The 1,028-nt window shown below is 32.5% G+C and carries 3 protein-coding genes; all 3 read left to right on the top strand.

All coding sequences use genetic code 11. The annotated features are described in order from the left end of the window. Window positions 1-194, top strand: a 194-nt coding sequence (locus BHE89_RS26390; protein WP_458694240.1) for an LpxL/LpxP family acyltransferase, incomplete at its 5' end; no start/stop codon positions are given. A 101-nt stretch (window positions 195-295) separates the two neighbouring features. Next, entirely contained in the window at window positions 296-571 is a 276-nt protein-coding gene (locus tag BHE89_RS26395; RefSeq protein WP_286146289.1) for an LpxL/LpxP family acyltransferase, read from the top strand. A 28-nt stretch (window positions 572-599) separates the two neighbouring features. After that, window positions 600-815, top strand: a complete 216-nt coding sequence (locus tag BHE89_RS26400; RefSeq protein WP_286146290.1) for an LpxL/LpxP family acyltransferase — start codon at window positions 600-602, stop codon at window positions 813-815. Window positions 816-1,028 lie beyond the last annotated feature (213 nt).

Below are 1,028 nucleotides of genomic sequence, written 5' to 3' on the forward strand. Positions count from 1 at the left end.
TATTAGTACAACTCCCTTATTCTTGGTTGCTTTTTTTAGGTAAACATCTTGGGTTGTTATCTCGTTTCTTTGTCAAAAGAAGAGTCTCGATAATAAAGAAAAATTTAGAATTATGTTTCCCTAATAAAGATAAAAATGAAATTAACAAGCTTGTTATGGATAATTTTATCATCACTCGGTGTTGCATTATTTGAAACAGGCATGGCGTGGTTTTGGAGTGATCGCCGATTAAAAAAATCTCTTTGAAGTACAGGGGATTTCCAATTTTACTGACGCAAATGATAAAAATGCTGGAATTTTATTAATTGGTATACACACTATGTCACTAGAGTTGGGTGGACGCATTATGGGACTTTGTTTTCCTGTGAATGCGATGTATAGGCCACATAATAATAAAGCGATGGAGTTTATCCAAACTAAAGCAAGATGCCGATCAGATAAAGGTATGATAGATAGACGTAACTTAAAGTTTATGGTGATGGAGTTAAAAAAAGGGAAAGCAATTTGGTTTGCGCCTGACCAAGACTTTGGTTTAAAAGGTACAACATTTTCTCCATTTTTTTTCTGTTGAAAAAACATCAACCTCAAAAGGTGTTGCTATATTAGCAAAATTATCAGGAGCACCTTCTTTGACTGTTACTTTGGTTAGAAATGAAAATCAAAACAACAAAAAATACAGTTTAATTATTGGTAAAGAACTGAATAATTATCCTTCTGAAGATATTCAAAATGACACGGATAGGATGAATAAATTAATAGAAACAGAAATTATGCGAGCTCCAGATCAATATCTATGGGCTCACCGTCGTTTTTAAAACTCGACCAGCAGGTGAAGCCAGTTTTTTATAATTAATTATTAATGTATTGTATAAAAAGACCAATACATGATGTATTGGTCACAGTAAATACTGGAAGCAATGTGAGCAATGTCGATTGTGAAAAGCCAAGTAAAATACTTAACTACTCACAATGTAAAGGATAATCATTATCATTTAACTTGTCAACCTCAAGATTTGTATGGAATTAGA

Source organism: Shigella sp. FC1967 (genome assembly GCF_001743005.1).
In the GTDB taxonomy this organism is placed as follows: Bacteria; Pseudomonadota; Gammaproteobacteria; order Enterobacterales; family Enterobacteriaceae; genus Proteus.